The 18909-nt window shown below is 43.5% G+C and carries 18 protein-coding genes; 6 read left to right on the forward strand and 12 right to left on the reverse strand.

Annotated elements, in window-relative coordinates; genetic code table 11:
• The first annotated feature begins 176 nt into the window (after window positions 1-176).
• Window positions 177-1040 carry an endonuclease I family protein gene (locus DFP77_RS10180; protein WP_114412189.1) on the forward strand — a complete coding sequence of 288 codons (864 nt, stop codon included), beginning with the start codon at window positions 177-179 and terminating at the stop codon, window positions 1038-1040.
• Window positions 1041-1108: 68 nt separating this feature from the next.
• Here the strand turns inward: DFP77_RS10180 and DFP77_RS10185 are convergent, their stop codons facing one another.
• The 4 genes from DFP77_RS10185 to DFP77_RS10205 form a co-directional block, all read right to left on the reverse strand.
• Window positions 1109-1336 carry a hypothetical protein gene (locus DFP77_RS10185; protein WP_181858529.1) on the reverse strand — a complete coding sequence of 76 codons (228 nt, stop codon included), beginning with the start codon at window positions 1334-1336 and terminating at the stop codon, window positions 1109-1111.
• Between the two features lie 31 nt (window positions 1337-1367).
• On the reverse strand, window positions 1368-1793 hold the full coding sequence (locus DFP77_RS10190; protein ID WP_114412191.1) for a hypothetical protein: 426 nt from the start codon (window positions 1791-1793) through the stop codon (window positions 1368-1370).
• A 442-nt stretch (window positions 1794-2235) separates the two neighbouring features.
• Window positions 2236-2613 (reverse strand): hypothetical protein, encoded by a 378-nt coding sequence (locus tag DFP77_RS10200; protein WP_114412192.1) that lies wholly within the window; start codon window positions 2611-2613, stop codon window positions 2236-2238.
• A gap of 36 nt (window positions 2614-2649) precedes the next feature.
• On the reverse strand, window positions 2650-3174 hold the full coding sequence (locus DFP77_RS10205; protein WP_258861123.1) for a Rha family transcriptional regulator: 525 nt from the start codon (window positions 3172-3174) through the stop codon (window positions 2650-2652).
• Between the two features lie 249 nt (window positions 3175-3423).
• On the opposite strand from DFP77_RS10205, the gene dusA reads away from it, so the two are divergent.
• The 4 genes from dusA (at window position 3424) to DFP77_RS10225 (ending at window position 7335) form a co-directional block, all read left to right on the forward strand.
• Window positions 3424-4449 (forward strand): tRNA dihydrouridine(20/20a) synthase DusA, encoded by a 1026-nt coding sequence (gene dusA, locus DFP77_RS10210; protein ID WP_114412193.1) that lies wholly within the window; start codon window positions 3424-3426, stop codon window positions 4447-4449.
• Window positions 4450-4454: 5 nt separating this feature from the next.
• Window positions 4455-5405, forward strand: coding sequence for a transaldolase (tal, locus tag DFP77_RS10215; protein ID WP_114412194.1), 951 nt, complete (start codon window positions 4455-4457; stop codon window positions 5403-5405).
• 89 nt (window positions 5406-5494) lie between these two features.
• Entirely contained in the window at window positions 5495-6016 is a 522-nt protein-coding gene (locus DFP77_RS10220; RefSeq protein WP_114412195.1) for a sugar O-acetyltransferase, read from the forward strand.
• Between the two features lie 203 nt (window positions 6017-6219).
• The gene (locus DFP77_RS10225) at window positions 6220-7335 is read left to right on the forward strand and encodes a PQQ-dependent sugar dehydrogenase (RefSeq protein WP_114412196.1); all 1116 of its coding nucleotides are present in this window, start codon (window positions 6220-6222) and stop codon (window positions 7333-7335) included.
• A gap of 13 nt (window positions 7336-7348) precedes the next feature.
• On the opposite strand, the gene DFP77_RS10230 is transcribed toward DFP77_RS10225, so the two are convergent.
• The 4 genes from DFP77_RS10230 to hrpA form a co-directional block, all read right to left on the reverse strand.
• Entirely contained in the window at window positions 7349-9526 is a 2178-nt protein-coding gene (locus tag DFP77_RS10230) for a putative bifunctional diguanylate cyclase/phosphodiesterase (RefSeq protein WP_181858530.1), read from the reverse strand.
• Between the two features lie 121 nt (window positions 9527-9647).
• Window positions 9648-10718: an ABC transporter substrate-binding protein gene (locus DFP77_RS10235; protein ID WP_114412198.1), complete on the reverse strand. Its 1071-nt coding sequence runs from the start codon at window positions 10716-10718 to the stop codon at window positions 9648-9650.
• A gap of 129 nt (window positions 10719-10847) precedes the next feature.
• Window positions 10848-11726, reverse strand: coding sequence for an MlaA family lipoprotein (locus DFP77_RS10240; RefSeq protein ID WP_114412199.1), 879 nt, complete (start codon window positions 11724-11726; stop codon window positions 10848-10850).
• Window positions 11727-11782: 56 nt separating this feature from the next.
• Window positions 11783-15658, reverse strand: coding sequence for an ATP-dependent RNA helicase HrpA (gene hrpA / locus DFP77_RS10245; RefSeq protein WP_114412255.1), 3876 nt, complete (start codon window positions 15656-15658; stop codon window positions 11783-11785).
• A gap of 183 nt (window positions 15659-15841) precedes the next feature.
• On the opposite strand from hrpA, the gene cysK reads away from it, so the two are divergent.
• Complete coding sequence (cysK, locus tag DFP77_RS10250; protein WP_114412256.1) at window positions 15842-16807, forward strand: cysteine synthase A; 966 nt, start codon at window positions 15842-15844, stop codon at window positions 16805-16807.
• Between the two features lie 133 nt (window positions 16808-16940).
• On the opposite strand, the gene DFP77_RS10255 is transcribed toward cysK, so the two are convergent.
• The 4 genes from DFP77_RS10255 to DFP77_RS10270 form a co-directional block, all read right to left on the reverse strand.
• Window positions 16941-17189, reverse strand: a complete 249-nt coding sequence (locus DFP77_RS10255; protein WP_114412200.1) for a hypothetical protein — start codon at window positions 17187-17189, stop codon at window positions 16941-16943.
• A 72-nt stretch (window positions 17190-17261) separates the two neighbouring features.
• Complete coding sequence (locus DFP77_RS10260; protein ID WP_114412201.1) at window positions 17262-17609, reverse strand: type II toxin-antitoxin system HicB family antitoxin; 348 nt, start codon at window positions 17607-17609, stop codon at window positions 17262-17264.
• Entirely contained in the window at window positions 17606-17833 is a 228-nt protein-coding gene (locus DFP77_RS10265) for a type II toxin-antitoxin system HicA family toxin (protein WP_258861125.1), read from the reverse strand. Before DFP77_RS10265 ends, DFP77_RS10260 begins: the two co-directional genes overlap by 4 nt.
• A gap of 270 nt (window positions 17834-18103) precedes the next feature.
• On the reverse strand, window positions 18104-18886 hold the full coding sequence (locus DFP77_RS10270; RefSeq protein ID WP_114412203.1) for a class II glutamine amidotransferase: 783 nt from the start codon (window positions 18884-18886) through the stop codon (window positions 18104-18106).
• Window positions 18887-18909: the final 23 nt, after the last annotated feature.

Raw genomic sequence — 18909 nt, forward strand, 5'->3', positions numbered from 1 at the left:
CTGCTTTATCTGTGGTAAGAAGAAGTGTATCAACTTCAGCAGTTGGCTTCTTCTACACCTGATTTGCAGTGTCGCACTTATTATCTGAATTTAGGCAAAACACTGCAAATCCAAACGCATTACTGACAGCAAACGGCCCTACAATCCTGCCTATCTTATTCCTCAGGAAATGTGCCATGCGCCGCTGCCTTATTACGTTACTTATGTTTTTCTCGGGGGTTGCGTCGGGAGTTGTGTTAGCGGGTTACTACGATGGAACGGAAGGGCTATCTGGTGACGCGTTGAAAGCGAAGCTGCACTCCATCATAGACGGTCAGAAGCCGCTTAAGTATACGCAAAGTGGTAATACAGATTGGTACGATGGCAAGAAGATAGACGTATGGGAAGCCTTGGTTTACACCGATTCCGCCTGTCCAGATGACGCGCCAAAATGTGGCCTAGTGCAAATGCTTTACCTAGATGAAGCCAGACACATTAACCAGGCAAACCGTGGTAAATCCAATAACGATTCTTGGGACCGAGAACACGTTTGGCCAAAGTCGCGAGGATTCAAAAAACAAAGCCAAGATGGGTACACCGACTTGCACCACCTACGCCCTGCCGATCGCAATATAAACGGCGCTCACAGTAACTATGGTTATGACATGGGCGGCGATCCTTTCTACGATACCCTAGGCGATGGCAGCAAAGTATTCAGTGGCACCTATGTGGACAAAACCAATGAATCGTTTGAACCAACCGACCGCGCCAAAGGCCAAATCGCCCGTATGATCTTCTACATGGCTTCACGCTACGAAGCAGGCGATGACGCCTCACCCGAAAACATGCCAGACCTAATCATATTAGACAGCAACGAAAAACAAAGCGGCCAGCCTTCCATAGGCGACCTTTGCACGCTAGTGAAATGGAATGAAGAGTTTGCCGTTACCGACTTTGAAAAACGCCGTAACGACAGAGTACAAGAGCTACAAGGCAACCGTAATCCGTATATCGACCACCCTGAGTTTGTAGATGCGATATGGGCGAATAAGTGCTCATAAAACTTTAAGAATTGCATCAGATGAAACATTGCTAATTTTCATCTAACGCAAAACTCACAGATATTTCTCTAAGAGCCTATCTTCTTTAGAACAGGATCAAAAATCTGAGCAACCATATCAACCATATCATCCATATCTTTGTCAGAAATCTTTCTCATTCGCTGGTGCCTCTCGGCAATTTTTCGCTTAACACCATTCATCGTTTTTTTATTGACTCGCTTAGAAAGAGTCACCAAGTCTTTTTCAAACACCTCTAATGACTCTTTATAAGCAAGGTTAGTAAAACTGCTTTTCAATGCGACAAAATCTGGATCATCAGAATTCGGATCACCAAAAGAGTGTTCGTTGATTTTTTTTTAAAAATCCAACTAAAAGAGTATTATTTGAAAGCTCGAATGCTAACAATGGGTCTATCATTGATAGGTCATCAACAGACATATTGTATTTTCCATATAGCTCAATCCTATTATTAATTGGCATTAGCTTAAGATTGTGTATAAACATGTCGGACTTAAAGCCTTCTGGTATCACTTCATTTGGCAATTTCCTTTTTATACAAGAAATATATGCATCAACATATTCTTCAGAGAGTAGAAAGCTAGATGCGGAAATTTCATTCCAAACTGAAAGCAGACCAAACAGGGATTGGTTAAGCTTGCTATGGACAGCTTTTCTTTCTTTATATCTAAATGAAACAAAGCTTATGATCGATCCTAGAAAAGCACCGATTACAATGGAAATAATAGGAATCAAAACACACCCTCAGCAAATAATTTAAATAAGTATATTTGCACTTAAAAAGATGGCCAATTCCATCCCCCCAAAACTAAAGTTATCTTTTTAACCTATGAAAAACAACAAAAAAGCCCACAACCGGTGAGCTTTTTTATGTCTGCAGTTTAGAAGTCTATATAGTTGCGTTTGGCGAGGTCCTTCATGCGGGTGATGTTGTCGTTTACCCAGTCTGGTGTGCGGAGTTGGGCGATTTGGGTTTGGTACATGCGGACGGCTTGGATTAGGTCGACGAGTTCTTTAGAGGGGATGACGACGGGGTCGCTTTGTATCTGCATGGATTTGACGATGTTGTTGAGCAGTTGCTTTCCTTGGAGGGAATAGCTGTCTTTTTCCGCTAGAGCTAGGTTGTCTGTGATTGGTTTTGCTCGTGGAGCTGTTTGGAGTAGATGAAGGCTAGGTGCTATTTTTCATCTGCCCCCAAATTCAAGTGCTTAACAAACGTATTTACATACGAAATAAAAAATAATCCTAGTAGGGCTATGACAGACCTACGGATTATATCAACACTTTGCTCGGGGAGTTCGCCGCCAATGAAATATGATAGCCACATCATAGAACCACTCAAAATTAACATGGCAGAGTAAAACTTAATAGCTGTTGACAACCATGTAGTACGACGAAAATAACCAAAAATAACAGCACTATTTACAGCTACTGGAAGTATCGCTACTAAATCTCCTTGCAACAAAGCCATAATGCTTAGAGCAAGGCTAAGAAAGCACAAAAACAATAATAAGCTGATGAACAGTTTACCTAGTGGTGGTATTGAGTATTCCATATTTAAACCTAACAGTTTAATAGTAAGTATTCGCGTTTAAAGGTTCATTGATACTAAAAGACTTTCTCGTTTCCTACTAGCCCAAACAACAACTAAAGCCCACTTTCGTGGGCTTGCTTTTATTGACTGGAAAGGCTTTTCGCTTAGAAGTCGACAAAGTTGCGTTGGGCGTAGTCTTTGACGCGGGTGATGTTGTCGTTTACCCAGTCTGCGTGCCTGAATTAAAAAGCTAGTCGTGCTATTTGCTGTTGCTTTTTTTGTTAGGAAAGTGCGGACGGCTTGGATTAGGTCGATGAGTTCTTTTGATGGAACAACGACGGGGTCGCTTTGTATCTGCATGGATTTGACGATGTTGTTGAGCAGTTGCTTTCCTTGGAGGGAATAGCTGTCTTTTTCCGCTAGTGCTAGGTTGTCTGTGGTGGCGGGAAGGTGTTTTTGTTCGTTGAGCTGTTTTTCCATTTGGTTGAAGGCGTTGATGTAGGCTTCTTTGAACTGGGCGGCTTTGGTGCCGGTGAAGCCCATGGCCAAGAAGACGAAGCCGTCGCGGGTGATGCGATACATAGGGCGAGTCTTGTCTTGTTCATCTTTGGATAGATGTTCCAGTTGCCTTTCATCTCAGGTGGAAAGCTATCGTTTAAGATTAAACAACCTTATAAAACGAGTTTGATGTCACTTTTGCTCTATTAACCTCAATGTTTCCCTCAGACTCTTAGATATCTTGTAATTTTATGACATAATGTTGTGCATCAGTCGCAGGGAGTTGCTCTCTTATGTCGCGACGCTTTTTTGAATTAATTCGATAGTAGAAGAATGTCACTAGATAATGGGTCTAACCCAGTAAATTCAAGCGCTGAGCTTGATCGTCGATTTTCCATCGCGCCCATGATGGACTGGACTACGTCCGATTACCGAGTTTTCGCTAGAACACTTAGCAAGAATACGCTGCTTTATACCGAGATGGTGACCACTGGAGCGTTACTGCAAGGTAATCATCCTGAAAGATTCTTACGTCATGATGGTTGCGAGCACCCTATTGCCCTGCAATTAGGTGGGTCTGATGCGATTGCCTTGGGTAAATGCGCAAAAATGGCGCAGCAAGCAGGCTTTGATGAGGTTAACCTTAATGTGGGTTGCCCAAGCGACAGAGTACAAAACAGTTTAATCGGTGCGTGTTTGATGGCTTACCCTGATAAGGTAAAAGATGCCATGCGCGCGATGCAGGATAACTGCGATATTCCGGTGACGATCAAACACCGCATTGGTTTAGACGACCAAGAAGATTACAGCGTGGTGCGGGATTTTGTCGGCGATGTGGCGACGACTGGCGTGACGACCTTTATTGTCCATGCTCGTAATGCGATTTTGGAAGGCTTGAGCCCAAAAGAGAATCGTGAAGTACCGCCATTGAAATACCATTATGTGCATCAGTTGAAGAAAGATTTTCCAGACCTTGAAATCATTTTAAACGGTGGCATAAAAACACTAGAAGAATGCAAAGAACAGTTGGCACACGTCGATGGTGTGATGGTTGGCCGCGAGGCTTATCACAATCCTTGGATTTTAAGCCAAGTCGACGAAGTATTATTTGGCGGTCAGCCGTTGGTTCATGATCGCTACGAGGCACTAGAAGCTTTCGTTCCTTATGTTGAACGCAAGTTAGAAGAAGGCGAACGCTTGATGCACCTAACCCGACATATTTTGGGTATTTTTCAGGGCGAAGCCGGCGGCAAACAGTTCCGTCGCTACCTATCTGAAAATGGTCACAAAGCTGACGCAAAGGTAAATGTATTATTAGAGGCCATTGAATTGGTCAAAAATCATCAACGCAAAGGATAAGAGCAATGAGCAATAAGTTATCTCAATTAAAAGAGTTCACGACCATTGTGGCCGACACCGGTGATATCACGGCAATCAAAGATTTTTTACCACAAGATGCGACAACTAACCCATCTTTGATGCTTAAAGCTGCACAAATTCCAGAGTACGCTCCTTTCCTTGATCAAGCGATTGCTTGGGCAAAAACGCAAAGTAACGACAAAGACCAGCAAATCCTAGACGCTGGCGACAAGCTTGCTGTGATCATTGGTACTGAAATTCTAAAATATGTTCCAGGCCGTATTTCAACTGAAGTGGATGCGCGTTTGTCTTTTGACAAAGAAGCGACACTAGCGAAAGCTCGTAAATTGATCGCCCTTTATGAAGAAGCTGGTGTGTCTCGTGACCGCGTTCTAATCAAAGCCGCGTCGACTTGGGAAGGTATTAAAGCCGCAGAAGAGCTAGAAAAAGAAGGCATTAACTGTAACCTGACGTTGTTGTTTTCTTTCGCTCAAGCACAAGCCTGTGCTGAAGCGGGCGTTTACCTGATCTCTCCATTCGTTGGTCGTATCCTTGATTGGTACAAAAAATCGACTGGCCAAGAATACACTGCAGAAACAGATCCAGGTGTAGTCTCTGTTACTGAAATCTACAATTACTACAAGCAACACGGCTACAAAACCGTTGTGATGGGCGCGAGCTTCCGTAACATCGGCGAAATCGAGCAACTCGCTGGTTGTGACCGTTTAACTATCAGCCCTAACCTGCTTGAAGAGTTGAAAAAAGACGAAGGCAAACTTGAGCGTAAATTGGTGCCAACTACGGATGTGAAACCTGCTCCTGCAGCAATCACAGAAACAGCATTCCGTTGGGCAATGAACGAAGACGCAATGGCAACAGAGAAACTGTCTGAAGGCATTCGTAACTTCGCAGCGGATCAGGCTAAACTAGAAGTCACTTTGGCGTCTATGCTTTAATCAGCTTGTCATTATAGTGAACGTTAAAAACGCGGCTTAGGCCGCGTTTTTTGTTTACTTTCGAGATACATTTTTTAAAAAGACGGTATATGACTGAACGGACAGAGTTTGAAAATATGGTTCTAGGTGAATCATTCAATGGGATCGATCTTGATCTTAGATTACGACGCGAAGCCGCTCGCCTTGCCTGTGCTAAGTTCAATGCTCACCCAAGCAAGGGTAACCTTCGTCATGTGACACGCTTGTTTGCCGAATTTGGCAGCGTGGTGATTGAGCCAGGCTTTCAATGTGACTATGGTTCGCAGATTCATCTGGGTGAACGTGTTTTTATTAATTTCCAATGCATATTCTTAGACAGCGCCAAGATCCATATCGGTGACGATGTATTAATCGGCCCTGGTGTCCACCTTTATACGGTGGATCATCCTAGAGACACTGAGCAGCGTGCCTCTGGCGAGTGTTTTGCTCGTCCGATTACGATTGGCAACAAAGTCTGGATTGGGGGCGGTGCCAAGATCCTTCCCGGTATTAAGATCGGCCATAACGCGATTATTGCCGCTAATGCGGTTGTGACTCGAAATGTGGCCGACAACGAGCGCTACTTTGGCTAATCCTCTTTTCATATTACGCCACAATAATGTTTGCATTATTGCAGCAAAATGCTGCATTCAACGCCTTAATTAGCGCTAATTTAAATACTTCTTTAAACTGGGCAAGCATTCCGCAATTGTTAAGGAAATAGCAAGCCCCCGCCTCTTCTATTGATTATTTTGTATATACTAAGACAGTGAAATTTGCGAGAAGAGGTCGCCTTATGAAAACTTGGATTCTATTTTTAGCTAGCCTAATGGCGCTAAATACTAGCGCCTCGGATGCCATCCTTGATGATTCATTAAACGTTGATCAAGTCACTCAATTCGATGGCATACCTTGGGGCATTGCCATACTCAGTGATCAAGAAGCTATCGTCACCATAAAAAAAGGTGAGACTTATAAAGTCAATCTAGTCAGTGGTAAATCCCAAGCACTGAAAGGTTTACCCGAAGTAGATAGCCGTGGCCAAGGTGGTTTATTGGATGTTGCCATTCCGCCAACCTTCAAGACTCAAGGATGGGTATACTTCACTTACGCCAAGCCTACAAAAGATGGCGCTAATACAACACTGGCAAGAGCAAAATTAACCAACAACTCATTAACCGATTGGCAAGATGTGTTCGTCACAGATTCAGCCACCAGCACAACAAAGCATTATGGTGGTCGTATCGCGTTTGATGACAAAGAACACGTTTTTTTCTCTGTAGGTGATCGCGGTGTTCGTGATAATGCACAAGACTTAACCAACCATGCTGGCAGCGTGATTCGTCTAAACTTAGACGGCACTGTGCCAACTGACAATCCATTTGTAACTCATGCCAATATTCGCAATGAGATATGGAGCTATGGTCACCGTAACCCTCAAGGGCTGTTTTACGATACGGACACAGACACACTTTGGTCTAATGAACACGGCCCAAGAGGCGGAGATGAAATCAACCTCATTCGTCCTGGCGCTAACTATGGCTGGCCGATTGTGTCTTATGGTAAGGAATATTGGGGGCCGATCAATGTGGGCGAAGGTCAAACAAAAGTCGGCATAGATAACCCAGCCAAAGTATTTATCCCTTCAATTGCACCTAGCAGTTTGATTCGTTATAGGGGCATGTTGTTTTCAAATTGGAATGGTGACTTTTTATCGACTGCTTTAGCGTTAAGACATTTGAATAAAATTAAAATCGATAAAAATGGCGAAACAACGGAAACTCGCTACCTGCAACATTTAGATGAGCGCCTTCGCTCAATCGCTCAAGATTCAAAAGGTGCGCTGTATATCGGTACAGACTCGGGAAAATTGTTAAAAGTGACCTTAGATAATAAGATCGCATTGCAATAGCCTTACTGGGCTACTAAAGCTCTCTTGTGTGATAAATACGATACCAATTTTCTAATTCATCAAGGGTCATTGGCTTAGATAGCCAATACCCTTGAAAGAAGTCACAACCCGCCTCTTTTAAACATTGAAGCTGAAAGGGGTTTTCAATTCCCTCGGCCGTTACAGCGATATCCTGCAAATGACACAATTGTATCAGTGGCGGCAACAGCTTGGCGTATTCCGAATCCGTTACTCGCTCGGTCAGCACTTTATCGAGTTTTACCTTATTTACTGGGTAATCAATCATATGCAAAAGCGGTGTATAGCCTGCACCAAAGTCGTCAATTGCGATACTAAAACCAGCATTTTGCAAGCCATTCAACACATCAAATACAGCGCCAGTTTGTACATAACTAAAAGTTTCTGTTAACTCTAACTCAATGCTCTTATCATCTATCTGATATTGTTTTTTTAGCTCAACAAGATGCTCTAATACAACATGATGGCCCAACTCGGCAGCCGATATGTTAATCGACAAAATACATTCTTCGCCAAAAATTTCTCGTACTTTGGGAAGGCTTTGAAAAGCGGTTTCAAATACCCAATGATCTATCTTGGAATAAGACCCTGTCTGCTCAGCGATCGGAATAAACTCATCAGGCTGAATAACACCCAACTCTGGAGAGTTCCAGCGAATCAGTACTTCAAACCCTCTTATGCGGTCATCGGCAGAGGTGTAAGGCATATAAACGAGGGAGAATTCTTTATCACACTCAATCATTTTTAAGGAGTTTTCGATTGTTTTTGTGCGTCGTGCGGCCGCAGCTATATGAACGGAGTAATGCTTGTAATGATTTTTCCCTGACCGCTTGGCGTTGTACATAGCCATATCGGCATTCGCTATTAGCTCTTTTAACGTGTCGCCATCTTCTGGATAAGAGGCAATGCCCATACTTGCAGAAACAGGAAAATAATGTTGATCTGACTTATAACCACCCACAAACAAATTCACTACAGATTTTGCCAGTTCATCCGCTTCTTCAGCGACGACATGCGTTAACACAATCGCAAATTCATCGCCGGATAAGCGTGACACCATACAGCCACCTCTTTGTTTCAAAATAGGCTGAATCAATCGCTGCAAATCTTGAGCAAGAAAACACAGCAAGTCATCTCCTGCTTCATGCCCTAACTTATCATTCACAAATTTAAAATTATCCAAATCGATATAAATCAAAGACACCAACGATTTGTCTCGTTCAGCCTTGGCTAACACATGTCTAGAATACTCATAAAATCGGAACCGATTGGGTAACCCGGTTAACGTATCCGTAATCGCCATTTCATGTGTTTTCTTCAAGTTCCTTTGCAACTGCTCAAACAAAATATGAAATTTTTTACTTAGCTGCCCTATTTCACTCCTATTGGAAGAAAGTGAAATATTGTCCCTTTGAAAGTTCATCACTTGAGTAAGCTCTCTATCAAGCTCTCCAATCGGGGCAGTAATAAAACGAGAGATCAAAGAAACAAGCAGACCGAACGTAAAAATAGCCAGAAACAATGCAATGGCCGTTAATTTTATGGACAGTTGTGACAATGGCTCCACCAGCACACTGACATTAGGCTTAATCGTCAGAAATTGATTTGGGGAGAGTTCGATAGAGTAACCAAGCTCATTTATATACAACTGCGGATTGCCACTCCATTCAATGCTGGCTTCATATACCTCTTTTAAAGATCCTAAGTAATCTGAAAACATATCCATACGAACCGAAAAGGACAATTGAATACTGTCCTGAACATCACGCCCCCTGAACGGCAATAATGCGACTCTATCCAGTAAACGCCCTCTTATTACTGTACTGGGTAATGTATCGTGATTAAGCTGCCAATCCGTTGTGACTCGGTTTTTTATCATCTGAATAGACATCTCTGTCTGCTCATCACTTATGGTTGCAAAAGGGTCTGAACTGCGTTCGAAATAAAATAGCTCTTCGCCTCCTCCGCTAAACAAAGCAAAAGAAACGCGATGATTTCTGCTCAATTGTAATTGAGTCGTTAATACCGTCAGACTTTGGCTAAGGGCAATGTCTCGATAGCTAGAGGAAGTAGACTGTAAAAAGTTGGATAAATACCCTCCTTCCAGAAAAAGCGCCATCAAACTATCAACAGAAGACGCTTCCTCTTTAAAAATGCTTTGCAGTTGGTACATTCGCTGCTCCAACTTAGCTTGTTCCAATTCAATAATATTACTTTTCTGATATTGATAGATAAAATAAGTGGCGACCCCGTACCCCAAAATAATAACGGGAAGGAGTAGAAGGATAAGCCGCTTATTTAGATTCATGTATGACCTTAATAGCTTCTTGTATGCGAATGCGCTGCCTTATATTGGCATCTGATAGCATCTCAACAGACACCAACTTGTCAAAACCCTCTTCTCTAGGGTAAATCAGTTCATCCTCTGTCATCTCCTTGCTCTGAAAACTACGAGCCTTACGATTTACCGTTGCTACACCTACCTCTTCCGAGTTTTTCGCAGCAATATTTGCTTGACCGATATATTCAATAAAGGACAAAGCCAGCGACTGTTTCTCTGAATTAAAAGGGATCACCCAACAGTCTAACCAAACAATTGACGGCTCGTCTGGCAACACATAACGCCATACTTCTTTTCCAATAGTGTCATTCATCAGGAATTGATCACCACTGTATACAACCGCTGCGTATAGCTCGTCTTTATTTGCTGAATTCAATAAATAGGATGGTGCGTATACATATGTTAGTACGCTGTTAGTTTGTTTCCTCAACAGCTCAAACATGGCTTTAAGATCATCCTCTTTATCGGTATTAGGAGATAAGTTTAGATGAATCAAGGCAGGTGCCGTCATACTGTAATAGTCACCCAGCATGCCGATATGACCTTCTAAGTCTTCTCTTCCGGAAAATAGATCAGCCCATGCATTAATGGGCTGATCTATTTTGTCCTCTCGATATGCAATACCCAGTGTTCCCCATAAGTAAGGCACCCCATTGTCACCACAACGCTGGAGCCAATTTGGCTCAATATCACTACGATGTGCAGCATCTTTCAGATTAACAACATAGCCTAATTTTGCTAATTTTGTGGCGGATGGGGAGTCAACAATCGCAAGATCGATTAGATTTTGTGTTGTATCGGTTAAAAGTAAATCTCGGGCATCTTCATCATCATAAGTAATGACCTGAACCTTTGCGCCCATAAGACTTTCCCAACCAGCAATCGTTTCTTCCGAAAGGTAATCATCCCAATTTAGAATATTGAGTGTTGGGGAGCTATAAACATTGATAGAAACGAATGTAGAAAAGAAGTAAAAGCCCCAAGTGCTAAGAGGCTTACGGTATTTAGAAAGTAAGTGATTCATTGTCTTTCTCAACAAGGGGGTTTTAAAAATATAGCACTTATCCCCAACAAAGAATCAAAATATCTGCACATTATTTGCGCAAAATCATGGAAGTGTCATAAAAAGACTCTTCCTATTTAATAATTAGCACTACTTCCCACTAGAATCATCTTCCCAGCTTGAGTCGTCATCGTCAGAATCATCACCCCAACTCGAGCCTTCATCACCCCAGCTTGAACCGTCATCTACAGAGTCGTCTCCCCAGCTAGAACCATCTTCTGCTGCAGTATCATCACCCCAACTGCCGTCTTCAGAACGTATTTCTTGAGCCGCTGGTTTATTTTTTGGGACATTCCCATCGTGAACTTCATATGCACGTGTTTGCAAATACACATCACGAATAAAGCTATAACGGTCACCTATGATCATGCCTTCTGCATTCAGGTATCGTGCACGAGTATCAACAGCATCCAAGCCTAATAAACCTAACTTTTCATCACTGTTCAAATCCAAAAGACCCGTTTCGTCGACATAGGTATATTCAACAGCAAACGCCGATCCATCACGGACAGTAGATGGGCCAAAGAATGGCAAGACAAGATAAGGCCCTGATGACACGCCCCAATAACCTAGCGTTTGCCCAAAGTCTTCATCGTATTTTTTCAGTCCCAGTTCACTAGCAATATCAAACAGACCAAACCAGCCAGCGGTGCTGTTAATCAGAAAACGAAAAGTGGACGATGCTGTCCCATCCCACTTTCCTTGCAGAAGGTTATTGGTAATATTCCCTATTTCACCTAAGTTAGAGAAAAAGTTACTCACCCCTTTCTGAACGGGTGTAGGGGTAACTGCCTTATAACCTTGTGCCACTGGCTTTAAAACAGCGCCATCAACCGTATCATTAAAGATAAACATAGAACGATTAAAACCTTCCCATGGATCTTCTTTAGTTTCTACTGGCACATGTGCGCAAGATTGCACAAGCAATAACATAGAACCAAAAAGTAAAGTGCCCATTACTTTAAACATTTTCACTTATCCTTATAAACCTATAGCCTGGTTAGAGAACGAAGCCAATAAATAAACTAAACCAGTTTTTTAACCTCACCCCATTGCTTTGCTAAGCGCTTTTCAGAGATAGGTTCCAACGTACCAACAGATTGCGCAAACAAGGAAATACGGTATTCCTCTAACATCCAGCGATATTTAACTAATTCTGGGTCATAGAGCGCCTTATCTTCATGGGCTTTTTTCTGTTGCGTGTATTTCAACCAAAGTGCTTCTAACTCAGACACCGAGGCGTTTTCTTTGTTCAAATGGTTTTGAAAGCGTTCCAAGCGCACTTCAATACCTTTGAAGTAACGTGGCAACTGTCCCAGCCAAAACAACGGCGTATTACCAATGAATCCTGGATAAATCAGCTGAGCTAACTGCACCTTGATATCGCCATAAACCCGCGTCCAAGGAAGAGGAATATTACCTTTCATCTTTTTAGCCACCCCCTGATAAGACGACAACACACGATAAAGCTGTTCCGCCATGTCATTCGCTACGCTGATTAAACGTGGTTTATGGGCTGTAATACAAGACTCAAATTCTTGTCGAGTTCGTGGCAAAGCTCGTCCATCTAAAAACACTTTATCCAAAACGGCATTAAGCAAATCTTCGAGCAGTGTTTCTTTTTGGCCTAATGGCGAAAAAATCAGCATGGACTCTCTTAAGTGCGGTAAGTTTTTCTGCAAATAGCGCATATCTTTGCTCAAGGTGAGTTTGAGCAAAGTAATCACACCTTTACGATGCGTTTCGACAGCTGTGTTTTTATCGTCATACATTTTCAAGGAGACACTTTCCCCTTGAGCCACTAGTGCAGGAAACGCTGTAACCTTGATACCCGCTTGCTTAATTTCTTGGCGTTCTGGAATATCTTGATCTGGCCATGCGGTTAAGCCCTCTTGCTCATGTTGCTTTGTACCGAATTTGGCAAAGCTTTCTTCCACAAGATCACTAAATTGAGTCTGGAGTTGTGCAAGATTTTTACCCACACCAAGTACTTTGCCGCGCTCGTCCACCACCTCTAGATTCAAAGTTAAGTGAGAATCCAGCTTGTCGGCATTCCATTCATTAAGCGGAATATCAATCAAGGTTTCACGTTTAATCTGCAAGCTAAGCTGCTCTAGCAAATCCCCTTTGTCTTTCGACAAATTTGGGTATACGCGATCAACAAACTGCGGAATCGGCACAAAACGACGACGTAACGCTTTTGGCAACGCGCGCAGTAAAGCCTCACAGCGTTCTTTGATAAAGCCAGGAACCGCCCAACCTAAATCTTCTAAGCTCAACTGACGCAACAAACCAACGGGGACTTTTAATGTCGCACCATCGGCTTCTTGGCCAGGATCGAACTTGTAATCAATAGGTAGCGCAACACCGTTCAGACCAAAAGAATCTGGAAAAGCATGATCATCCACACTCACATCCTGATTGATCAAATCATCACGCGTCATCAGCAAGACATCGGGCGAGGTTTTCACAAAATGTTCTAGGCTTTTTAAATTACGCACATGATCAGGCAATCGTGCATTATAAAAGGCAAACACGGTTTCATCGTCGACCAAAATATCACGCTTACGCAGCTTGGCTTCTTGGGTTTCTAACGACTCAATCAAGGCTTTGTTCTTACGATAAAAGGCCTGTTTGGTGCGTAACTCACCTTCCACTAGCCCTGAACGGATAAAGATCTCGCGGGCTTCTTCAGGATTCACATGACCGTAATCAATACGACGCTTCGCAACAATAATCAGACCATAAAGCGAGACTTGCTCATGGGCCATGATACGGCCTTGGTTACGCTCGAAATGCGGATCAAAGTATTGGCGTTTTACAAACGGTGCTGCATATTCTTCAATCCAAGCAGGGTCAATACGGGCGGTGACTCGCGCATACAGTTTACTGGTCTCAACCAGCTCCGCCGCCATAATCCATTGAGGTGGTTTTTTGAATAACATGGAACCTGGGAAAATCGCCAATTTGCGAGAACGACAGCCGAGCATTTCTTTGCTGTCTTCCATCTTATTAGCGACCTGAGTAAACATACCGGCCAACAATGAGCGATGAATCGCTTCATAATGACGTTCTTCATGCTGTACTTCTTTAAAACCAAGCTGTTTACAGGCAATCATTACTTGGCGATGAATATCACGCCACTCGCGCATGCGCATGAAATTCAAAAACTGCTTACGGCAATATTGACGCAATTGATTCTGCGATAAGGCTTGACGCTGCTCTTCAAAGCGCTCCCACAAATTCAAAAATACAGCAAAATCAGAATCTTCGTCCTTATCGACAGCATGGGCTTGGTCGGATTGCGTTTTCTTGTCTTGCGGACGCTCACGAGGATCTGGAACAGATAGCGCACTAACAATAATAGCCACTTCTTTGAGTACGCTATGTTGTTCAGCCGCAATTAAGATACGACCTAATTTCGGGTCAATTGGTAGCTTAGCAAGCTGACGACCAATCGGCGTTAGGCGCTCTTTATTCAGCGCCCCCAGCTCCGTCAAAGCACGATAACCATCGTTAATCATGCGTTTTTCAGGCATTTCAACAAAAGGAAACTTCTCAACAGCGCCAAGCTTCAAGTTGGCCATCTGCAAAATTACCGACGCCAAGTTAGTTCTGAAAATCTCTGGGTCGGTAAACTCAGAACGATTATTAAAATCGTCCTCGTCGTACAGACGAATACAAATACCATCTGCCACACGACCACATCGCCCTGCTCTCTGATTGGCGCTGGCTTGGCTGATTTTTTCTATTGGTAGTTGCTGAACTTTGGAGCGCACACTGTAACGGCTAATTCGCGCTAAACCCGGGTCAATAACATAACGAATACCCGGAACCGTTAACGAGGTTTCTGCGACGTTGGTCGACAATACAATACGGCGACCAGAATGGGATTTGAAAATGCGCTGCTGTTCACTGGCGCTCAATCGTGCATACAAAGGCAATACTTCGGTGCCACGCAATTCAGCACGACGAAGAATCTCGGCGGTTTCTCGAATTTCTCGCTCACCCGGTAAAAACACCAGAATGTCACCCGCACCGCGATAGCCAGATTGACGCTCTTCCGCGATCAACAATTCGACTGCGTCTAAAACACCTTGCTCCATGCTTTGGTCTTCGTCTAGTTCTTCCGAATCGGACTTGCTCAGCAAAGGCTGATAACGTACTTCTACAGGATAGGTACGACCAGACACCTCAATAATAGGCGCATTATTAAAATGCTGGGAAAAGCGCTCCACGTCGATCGTAGCCGAAGTTACAATAACCTTAAGATCGGGACGAGCTGCTAACACCTGCTTTAAATAACCCAACAAAAAGTCGATATTTAAGCTACGTTCATGGGCTTCATCTATGATGATGGTGTCGTATTTATACAGGCGTTTATCTTGCTGAATTTCAGCCAACAAAATACCGTCGGTCATCAGCTTAATGAGGGTTTCTTCGTTGCTTTCGTCACTAAAACGTACCTGAAAACCAACTTGCTCACCCAAGGTTACCTGCATCTCATCACTGATACGCTCAGCAACGCTACGTGCGGCAATACGTCGCGGTTGCGTATGTCCTATTTGCCCCGCTATGCCACGGCCAGCTTGCAGACACATTTTTGGCAATTGCGTGGTTTTACCGGAACCGGTTTCCCCTGCAATAATCACCACTTGGTTTTCTTGTATGGCTTTGATGATCTCGTCAGCGCGAGCCGCAACCGGCAGACTCTCATCGTAAGTAATCTTTGGCAAGCGAGACAAACGAGCTTGATAAAGGGTCTCAGACTGCTCAATGAGAGTATTTAGTTCCGTTTGCATACGGTCAAAAGGTAAACCTTCCTTTTGACGCTTGCCCAACTGTGTTTGTTTTTGACTTATCAGATGACGATCGCGCGTCATTACGGCATGTGTCGGCATAATAGCTAAACTAGTATCCTTATTGCTTGGCGCAGAGAAAATATTGGCAAGCACAATAACTGTGCAAAGGTCTCTATCTATATAGTTGTAAATTCTAACACCAATCCCAATGAAGGGGTTATAGTGAAAACAATTTGCTGCCATGATCAGCAGCCTCATCCACACCCAAAAAAAGGAAATGGTATGTCACATCAAGTATTTGAAGATAATTCTCTTACCATTGGCAATACGCCTCTTGTACGTTTGAACCGCATTGGTAATGGAAATGTTTGGGCTAAGATCGAAGCTCGCAACCCTGCTTTTTCAGTCAAATGCCGCATCGGTGCCAACATGGTGTGGGATGCAGAAAAGAAAGGTATTTTGACCAAAGGCAAATCCATTGTAGAGCCATCTAGCGGTAACACAGGGATCGCTTTGTGTTTCGTTGCTGCGTCTCGTGGTTACCCAATTACCATCACAATGCCATCCAGCATGAGTGTAGAGCGCCGCCAAGTGATGAAAGCCCTTGGTGCAACTATCGTGCTAACAGAACCAGCAAAAGGCATGAAAGGCGCCATTGCCAAAGCTGAAGAAATTGCCCAAGACGAGAACTTCGTTTTGCTTCAACAATTCGATAATCCAGCCAACCCTGAGATCCATGAAAAAACCACTGGCCCAGAAATTTGGCAAGACACCAATGGCGAGATAGATGTTTTTGTTGCAGGTGTTGGAACTGGCGGCACTATTACAGGCGTTAGCCGTTACATTAAAAACACCCAAGGCAAAGCCATTGTCAGTGTTGCGGTAGAGCCAACGAGTTCGCCGGTTATCACTCAAACAATGAACGGCGAAGAGCCAACACCGTCACCACATAAAATCCAAGGTATCGGCGCAGGCTTCGTACCGAAAAACCTAGACCTTTCTATCATCGACCGTGTTGAACAAGTGTCTAACGAAGACGCCATCGACATGGCGAAACGCCTAATGCGCGAAGAAGGCATATTATGCGGTATTTCTTGTGGCGCTGCTGTTGTTGCAGCAGAGCGCTTAAGCAAACTAGACGAATTTAAAGACAAAAAAATCGTCGTGGTATTACCAGATTCTGGCGAGCGTTACTTGTCTACAGCCTTATTTGAAGGTGAATTCACCGACAATGAATTGGTTCAATAAGACCAAACACACACGCTAAAAAAATCCCCCGTTTGGATCAAAATCTAAGCGGGGAATTTTTATATCCTTCCCGTTATCTATCTCAAGGGAAGGGTTAGGAAGGCGCTATTCTCTTAGGGCTGGCAGAGCTCAATTAATGAGGCTTTTTAGTACCGTATCGAACCATGTCTTTGCCACTCTCAAAGACTTCGGTGGTCACATAACGCCCTAACACCAACTGCTGATTATCATCAAGCACTGCTACAAATGGGCGACCATTGGCATTATTTGTCGCCAACGCCACTCCAGATACGTTATCAAGGCCTAAGCCACCCACTTCAACCGATCGTAAAAACGTTTCAAGCTCGTCCAAGGTTTCGATCACATCATTATCATTAATCATTCGTTCTACTCTGTTACACCAATAATGGCGCTAGGATAACAGTTCTGAGAGCGAGAGAAAAATGAGAAACGATTAGACCAAACCATGTCGAGTCATTTTTGCTATTTTCTCTCGGATAGCATCACAGACAAAAGCATTTAAACTTTGACCTTCAGCGGCAATAACGGCTTCTCGATGCAACGCCTCACCCGTTCTAATATTAAATGAGCCTTTACAAGGCTTTTGAGCCTCACGCCCAAGCTCTTCACAGGATAAAAGGTATTCATCTACCGAACGACGAAACTCAACTTCAAGCTCTTTCAACGTCGTCGCTTCATAAGTTACTGTGTCACGAATGAAAGCAAGTTTGCCAAAAAGCGTATTGCTTTCCAGCTCCGGTTCAATAGTGCCTAAATAATCTTTATATCGCAGATAAGTCATAACCAACCTTCTTGTATCAAATGCAGCTTCACCGATTTTAAAGCGCCGCCTTTCAGCTCATTCTCAGGATGAGGTTTATGTAGCAATAGCATGGCATCTTTACCTTTGTGGTAAAAGCGAACCCGCGAGCCTGCCATTTCTTTCTTTTCATAGCCAAGCTGAATTAACAACGTGACTAACTCGCTCCAAGGAAAAACTTTTCTGGCCGATCTAAGCTTATCCATTAGCTTCTCTTGCTTACCCATTGTTACTTCTTCCATCGTCCTGATAGTTTAAGTATAGTTTTTAGACCCAAAATAGCAACTAAATATAGTCGCAGAAAAACAATCGTAATATGAAAAGCTTTAATAAAGGCGGGGGCAACTCGTTAATGCCAAAGTAAATGCCATGAGCGAGGTCAAACGATAGTGCCGAAGAAAGGATTACTGTGGCTGTTGCGGATTAGAGCAACAAACACACCTTCCGTCTTCCTCCAGAAGAAAGAGGAAGAGACTTTAGTTCGCTTTGATCTGACAAACCACTTCGCCGCCTTCAAACACACACAACTCGCCCTCTTCCATTTGTTGCCATGTTTCATCGTGGGTTAGTGGTTGCGTGGCGATCATGGTGACGACGTCTTTGTCTGTGGTGACTTCTTTAAAATCAATAATGACGTCTTCGTCGGACAAGGTGGCTTTTTTAAACGGTGCTCGGCGGGTGATCCAATGCAGCTTGGTGGTACAGAAGCAATATAAGCGCACACCATCCGAGAGCATCATGTTAAACACGCCCATGGTTTTAAGGTGCAAAGCCAACTCTGAAAGAACTTCAGACACTTCTGTTAAAGCAGGCTCCTTATCACCAAAACGTGTTTGCAGTTGTTCAACGATCCAGCAAAATGCTCGCTCTGAGTCCGTACTCCCTAATGGGTGATAATGCTCTATTGGCAAAGATTCAGACGATTCTAATTGACCATTATGAGCATAAGTCCACGTTTTCTCCCACAACAAGCGATTAAACGGATGTGTGTTCAATAGACTTACCGCACCGACGTTCGCTTGGCGTATATGGCCAATCACTATGTCGCATTTTAGTGATGTATTGCTGATGACTTCTGCCATATCTGAATCAGCACTAGGTCTTGGATCATGGATTGCCCAAACATAGCCATCACGATACATGGCCATTCCCCAGCCATCTTTATGGGGGCCGGTACGCCCTCCTCGGGCACGTAAACCAGAAAAACTAAAACATATATCCGTTGGCACATTTGCACTCATGCCCAATAACTCACACATCGTTTACATCATCTCTTTGATAG

The organism is Marinomonas foliarum, from assembly GCF_003337275.1.
GTDB lineage: Bacteria > Pseudomonadota > Gammaproteobacteria > Pseudomonadales > Marinomonadaceae > Marinomonas > Marinomonas foliarum.